Annotated in this window: 5 protein-coding genes; 1 reads left to right on the top strand and 4 read right to left on the bottom strand. The window is 71.7% G+C overall.

Annotated features, from left to right (window positions below):
- Positions 1–90: 90 nt before the first annotated feature.
- The 4 genes from alc to ACFXB5_RS51805 form a co-directional block, all read right to left on the bottom strand.
- Positions 91–1,239 (bottom strand): allantoicase, encoded by a 1,149-nt coding sequence (gene alc / locus ACFXB5_RS51820; protein ID WP_385222642.1) that lies wholly within the window; start codon positions 1,237–1,239, stop codon positions 91–93.
- A gap of 127 nt (positions 1,240–1,366) precedes the next feature.
- Complete coding sequence (gene allB, locus ACFXB5_RS51815) at positions 1,367–2,716, bottom strand: allantoinase AllB (protein WP_385222639.1); 1,350 nt, start codon at positions 2,714–2,716, stop codon at positions 1,367–1,369.
- A 59-nt stretch (positions 2,717–2,775) separates the two neighbouring features.
- Positions 2,776–4,263 (bottom strand): NCS1 family nucleobase:cation symporter-1, encoded by a 1,488-nt coding sequence (locus ACFXB5_RS51810; protein WP_385222637.1) that lies wholly within the window; start codon positions 4,261–4,263, stop codon positions 2,776–2,778.
- 105 nt (positions 4,264–4,368) lie between these two features.
- Positions 4,369–5,103 carry an aspartate/glutamate racemase family protein gene (locus ACFXB5_RS51805; RefSeq protein ID WP_385222634.1) on the bottom strand — a complete coding sequence of 245 codons (735 nt, stop codon included), beginning with the start codon at positions 5,101–5,103 and terminating at the stop codon, positions 4,369–4,371.
- Between the two features lie 252 nt (positions 5,104–5,355).
- Between ACFXB5_RS51805 and ACFXB5_RS51800 the strand changes: the two genes are divergently transcribed.
- Positions 5,356–6,186 (top strand): IclR family transcriptional regulator, encoded by an 831-nt coding sequence (locus tag ACFXB5_RS51800; RefSeq protein WP_385222631.1) that lies wholly within the window; start codon positions 5,356–5,358, stop codon positions 6,184–6,186.
- Positions 6,187–6,422: the final 236 nt, after the last annotated feature.

The following is a 6,422-nucleotide window of genomic DNA, read 5'->3' as shown; positions in this document are numbered from 1 at the left end:
GCGCCCCGAAGGGGCGCGGGGAACTGCGCGACCAGCCACGACGGCGCCGCAGTCGGCCGACGACCCATCGCGGCACTTCCCGCGGAGCGCTTAGCCGCCGCCCAGCTCCGCATGGCGTGCGGCCAGCCGCCGCGCGCCGTGCTCGGTCAGCGAGCCGTGCAGCCGTAGCCGGGCCACGCCGCCGTCCGGGTAGATGTCGATCCGGACGTGGGTCACCGGCGGGGCCGCGTTCAGGAGGAAGCGGTGGACCGTGTCGGGCTGGAGGCGGGTGCGGGGCAGGAGCTCGGTCCAGGCCGGGGCCGTGTGGTCGGCCGGGTCCGCGCCGGTTGTCACGTCGAGGCCGTACAGCGCCGCCCAGCCCGGTGCGTTGCCCTTGTAGCAGCCGGTGTCGATCTCCACGGCGCGGATGGTCCCCTGGGCGGCGAGGCGGTAGCGGACCCAGTCGTGGCCCGTGTCGCGACGGCGGCGGGTCTCCCAGCCCTCGTCCATCTTCTGGGAGCGGCCCGGACCGATGGAGTTGGCGGGCGGGGAGTAGAAGCGGTCGGAGGCGTCCTCGGCCGCCCCGCCGTGCTCCAGCGCCACCAGGTCGAAGGTGCCGAGGGCGGTGAGCCACGCCGGGTCGGGGGCGGCCTCGCCATGGACGCGGAGGCGGGCGATGCCGCCGTCGGGGTGCTGCTTGAGGCGGAGGTGGGTGAAGCGGCGGGAGACGGGGACGGGGAAGCCGTTGGCCGCGTGGCCGCCGATCTGCGTACGGGGGACGAGCTCGGTCCATACGACGTCGTCGGCGAGGAGCTCCTCGGGGGACGGGGTGCCGTCCACCGCCGTCGCCTCGACGCTCACCGCCCGCGGGTAGTTGCCGCGGAAGTGGGCGGTGTCGACGACGATGCCGTGGACGGCCCCGGGCGCGCCGAGGCGGATCAGGGCCCAGTCGTGGTCGTCCTCGGCCGGATGCGGGGTCTCGGCCGAGGCCCCGCGCCGCCGCCGGGTCTCCCAGCCGTCCATGACCTTGCCCTTGTGGCCGAAGGACTCGGGGTCGAAGCGCGGCGTTTCGGGCTTCAGCAGGTTCTCGCGCTCGGCGAAGAACTCGTCGTTGGCCGCGATCACGCTTCCGCCGAGCCGTCGGTCGGCCAGGTCCACGAGGTGAGTGAAGGGGAGGTCGGCGGTCCGGTAGTCGGCGTACGGGTCGCCACCGCCGTACGGGGCGGCGTCGCCGGTGAAGCGGGGGATCGGCGCGGTCATGTGCGGGCCTGCCTTTCCAGCGGCGTGGTCATGGGCGGTACGGACCCTCCCCGGGGCGTGGTCATGGGCGGTACGGACCCTCCCCGGGACGCGGTCACGTGCGGGACGGCCCTCACCAGCGGCGCGGTCATGTGCGGTGCTGCCTCTCCAGGAGTCGGCCGGTGGCTTCGGTCAGCGTGCCATGGTCGGCGATCTTCCGGCCGCGCAGCCATGCGGACCGTACGACGCCGTACAGCGTTCTGCCCGCGTAGGCGGTCACCTGGTTGCGGTGGTGGAGGGCGGCGGGGTCGACGGTGAAGGTCTCGTCGGGGGCGAGGACCGCGAAGTCGGCGTCGCGCCCGGCCTCGATGGCGCCCTTACGGTCGAGACCGACGAGCGCGGCGGGGCCGGTGGACATCCAGCGGGCCACGTCGTGGAGGGTGTGGCCGCGCCGCCGGGCGGCCGTCCAGACGGCGGGGAGTCCGAGCTGGAGCGAGGAGATGCCGCCCCAGGCCCGCCCGAAGTCGTCGACCTTGAGGTCGGCCGTACAGGGCGAGTGGTCGGAGACGACGCAGTCGATCTCCCCGGCCGCCAGGCCCGCCCACAGCGCGTCCTGGTTGGCGGCCTCCCGGATGGGCGGACAGCATTTGAACTCCGTGGCGCCGTCGGGGACTTCCTCGGCGGTGAGGGTCAGGAAGTGCGGGCACGTCTCCACGGTGATGCGGACGCCCTTACGGCGGGCGTCGGCGATCAGCGGCAGCGCGTCGGCGGACGAGAGGTGCAGGACGTGGACGCGGGCGTCCAGCTCGCGGGCGAGGGCGATGAGGTCCGCGATGGCCTCGATCTCGGCGGCGCGCGGGCGGGAGGCGAGGAAGTCGGCGTAGCGCGGGCCGGTGGGCGGTGGGGCGCCGTCGATGAGGCGGGCGTCCTCGGCGTGGACGATCAGCAGTCCGCCGAAGCCAGCGATCTCGCGGAGGGCGGTCCGGAGCTGGTCGGGGGCGAGTGGCGGAAACTCGTCCACGCCGGAGGGGAGCAGGAACGCCTTGAAGCCGAGAACGCCCGCGTCGTGCAGCGGCCGCAGCTCCGGGGCGTTCCCGGGCACGGCGCCGCCCCAGAACCCGATGTCGACATGGGCCGACCGCCGGGCGACGGCCCGTTTGACCTCCAGGGCCGGGACGGTGGTGGTCGGCGGGACGCTGTTGAGCGGCATGTCGACGAGGGTGGTGACGCCGCCGGCCGCGGCGGCGCGGGTGGCCGGGCCGAACCCCTCCCATGCGGTGCGGCCGGGGTCGTTGACATGGACGTGGGTGTCGACGAGGCCGGGGAGCAGGACGTCGTCGCCGAGATCCTCGACCCGTGCGCCGTCCGGGTCCGGTGCGTCGTACGGCCCGACGGCCACGATGCGGCCGTCGGCGACGGACACGGAGGCCGCGCGCGGGCCGTCCGGCGTGACCACGTTGGCCGAGCGCAGCACCAGCTCGACGTCGGACACCGACATCCTCCTCACCCGCCAACTCCGGATTTCCGCTACCCGGAATTCATTTTTCGTTGCATTTTTCACTCCGTCGTCGGTCCGGTCAAGGCCCCGCCCGCCGTGACCTGCGAGGGAATCGGTACATCGGCCAGTTCGCCACCGACGCGGACCTTCGCGGACCTCACGGCATAGATGACCCCGGCGATGGCCATTCCGAAGACCCAGGAGAACGGGGCCACGTCCTCGAACCCCTTGACCAGGGCCAACACCGCCGAGACCGTAGCGGAGGGCACGAAGGCGATGATCGCCTCCGGGTTGAAACCCTTGCGGTAGTAGTAGGCTCCCGCCTTGTCGGCGCTGAAGAGCGCGTCGACATCGATGTTTCCGCGCCGCACCAGGTAGTAGTCCACGAGCAGCACGGCGACCAGCGGGCCGAGGAAGGCGCCGAGAGCGCCCAGGAAGTACTGGATGACGACCGGGCTCGAGTAGAGCTTCCACGGCATGACCACGATCGCGAGCACCGCCGTGATCATGCCCCCGCGCCGGAAGTCGAGGTACTTCGGCGCGAGGTTGGCGAAGTCGTACGCGGGTGAGACGAAGTTCGCCACGACGTTGATCCCGATCGTGGCGATCATGAAGGACAGCGCGCCGACCACCGTGACCACCGGGTTGTCGATCCGCGCGATGACATGGACCGGATCGGCGATCGCGGTACCGAAGACCGAGATCGTGCCCGCCGTCATCAGTACGGAGACGACGGCGAAGGCGGTGAAGTTCACCGGCAGCCCCAGCAGATTGCCGCGCCGGTACGAGCGGTGGTCCGGGGTGAAGCGGGCGAAGTCGGCGTAGTTGAGCACGAGAGTGAGGAAGGTCGCGACGGTCAGACTGACCGCGATCAGGCTCTGGTGGAGCTGCTCGCGCCCGCTCAGCCCGGTCAGGCTGTCGGTGAGCGAGATGTCGCCACCCGCCTTGGCGATCAGCCACACGGCGAGCGCGAGCATGACCAGCCAGACCACCGGGCCGGTGGCGAGGTCCTGCACCTTGCGGATGAACTCCATGCCCCGGGTGAGCAGCACCGCCTGCAGCAGCCACATCACCAGGAAGGCGATCCAGCCGAGGGTGGACAGCCCGAAGACGGAGTTGTGGTCGTATTCCGCGAGCGAGGGCGCCAGTTGGACGCCGAGGAGGATCAACGCCTCCGACGCCAGCCAGGTCTGGATGCCGTACCAGGCGACCGCCATCACCGCCCGCAGAAGGGCGGGGATATTGGCCCCGTACACACCCCAGCTGGCCCGTGCCAGCACGGGGAAGGGCACTCCGGTGCGGTGGCCGGCATGGCCCATGCGGTTCATGAACCAGTAGAGGATGGTGACACCGGCCAGCAGGGACAGGAAGACCTCCCAGGTGGGCAGCCCCAGCACAAACAGACTCGCCGCGAAGGTGTAGTTGCTGATCGCATGGGTGTCGGACATCCACATGGCGAAGATGCTGTACGTTCCCCACTTGCGCTCCACGGCGGGCGCGAGGTCTTCGTTGTGGAGACGGGGGTCCGGTTCGACGGGTGATGCCATGGCGCCCTCCATAAGAGTCGTCCGGAATAACTTTTCCGCATGACGGTGCCTTGAAGGTGTTGCCGTTCGATTACGCCGACGTTGCCCGCGGACTCACCCGTGAGATCAGGACGGCCGGGCGCTGACAGGCCAGCCGCCGATGGCCTTGGGACGGGTCGGGGCGAAGGTGCGCACCTTGCTGGTGGAGAGACCGAGCCCGACCACCGACTCGGCGAACCGCACCGCGGCGGCGACGCCGTCCACGACCGGGACCCCGCCCAGCGCCGCCGAGACCTGGTCCTGGAGCCCGGCCATGCCACCGCACCCCAGGCAGATCACCTCGGCGCCGTCCCGCTCCACCGCCTCGCGCGCGGTCCGCACGATGGCCTCGACGGTCCGCTCCGGGTCTTCCTCCAGCTCCAGCACGCCCAGGCCGGTGCCGCGCACCGCCGCGCAGCGCTGCGCCAGCCCGGCGATGAGCAGCCGGTCCCTGATCTGCGGTACGGCCCGGTCGAGAGTGGTGACGACCCCGTAGGCGTGGCCGAGCATCATGGCCAGCTGGGCGGCGGACTCGGTGATGTCGAGGACCGGTACGTCGAGGAGTTCCTGCGCCCCCTCGCGGCCCGGCTCGCCGAAGCCGGCCATCACGAGGGCGTCGAAGGGCTCGTCGTACGTGGCCAGTCGGTCCAGTACGGCGGCGGCGCTGAGATAGCCCTCGAAGTGGCCCTCGATCGACTCGGGCCCCCACAGCGGCTCGGTGGCCACGATCTCGGTGCCGGGGCTCGCGCTCGCCTCCGCGATGGCCCGGATCGAGGCCGTCATGGAGGCGGTGGTGTTGGGGTTCAGCACGAGGATGCGCATGGGACTCCCGCAGCGGTTCCGGTCCAGTGATTCAGGACGTCGATTCCGTAGGATGAAAGTTGACTTTCGATACAGAGAACCTAGCCAGCCCCGCCACCGGCGTCGAGGGAACCCGGTATTCCGGCATCGGTCGATCATGGCCAGTCCTCCATACCGGCCGTGACCGGCACCGACAGCATTTCCAAGCCCGCTGTGGGCGTCGCCGGGGACCGGTAGGCTGCCCGTGGCCGGTCGGCAGCGGATCGTCACCGTATGCGGGCCGGTGCCGACCGCTGGGAAAGGAACACCGACGTGCCGTCCGCCGAGTCCAAGACCGCCGCCACCACCGCCGGATCCGGTGGCGTCCAGTCCCTGGAGCGCGCCTTCGATCTGCTGGAGCGGATGGCCGACGCCGGGGGCGAGGTCGGACTGAGCGAACTCTCCGCCAGCAGTGGACTTCCCCTGCCCACCATCCACCGACTCATGCGCACGTTGGTGGCCTGCGGATATGTGCGCCAGCAGCCGAACCGCCGGTACGCCCTGGGGCCCCGGCTGATCCGGCTCGGCGAAAGCTCGTCCCGGCTGCTGGGCACCTGGGCGCGGCCATATCTGGCGCGGCTGGTGGAGGAGACCGGCGAGACCGCGAACATGGCGCTGCTGGACGGCGATGAGGTGGTGTACGTCGCGCAGGTGCCCTCGCGCCACTCGATGCGGATGTTCACCGAGGTCGGGCGGCGGGTGCTGCCCCACACCACGGGCGTCGGCAAGGCACTGCTGGCGGACACTCCCCCCGAGGAGGTGCGCGCCCTCCTGGCCCGGACCGGCATGCCCGCGGCCACCGAGAAGACCATCACCACGCCGGACGGGTTCCTCGACGCGCTGCGGCAGGTCCACGAGCACGGCTACGCGGTGGACGACAACGAGCAGGAGATGGGCGTGCGCTGCCTCGCCGTCTCGGTACCCGACTCCCCCGCCCCGGCGGCCATCTCCATCTCGGGCCCGGCGGGCCGGGTGACGGACGAGGCCACGGAACGGATCGTGCCGATCCTCAAGGAGGTCGCGGCCGAACTGTCGGGGGCACTGGCCAACACGGGGTCCGCCTGACGGCGGAGGGAAGCGACGGCGGGCCGCCCAAGCGGGCGGGGGCCCGCTGAGCCGCAAGCCGGGCGGGCGTGAGGTGGGCGCGGCTGGGCCACCACCGGGTGCGCCTGACGACGGCGGGCCACCCAAGCAGGCGGGGGCCCGCTGAGCCGCAAGCCGGGCGGGCGTGAGATGGGCGCGGCTGGGCCACCTCCGGGTGGCGCCGAGCGCGGATAGTACCGCGCGGGGGGACTCCGCTG

The organism is Streptomyces sp. NPDC059455 (genome assembly GCF_042750115.1).
In the GTDB taxonomy this organism is placed as follows: Bacteria; Actinomycetota; Actinomycetes; order Streptomycetales; family Streptomycetaceae; genus Streptomyces; species Streptomyces endocoffeicus.
Note: the sequence above shows the minus strand (reverse complement) of the source record. Positions and strands in the feature narration are given on the sequence as shown.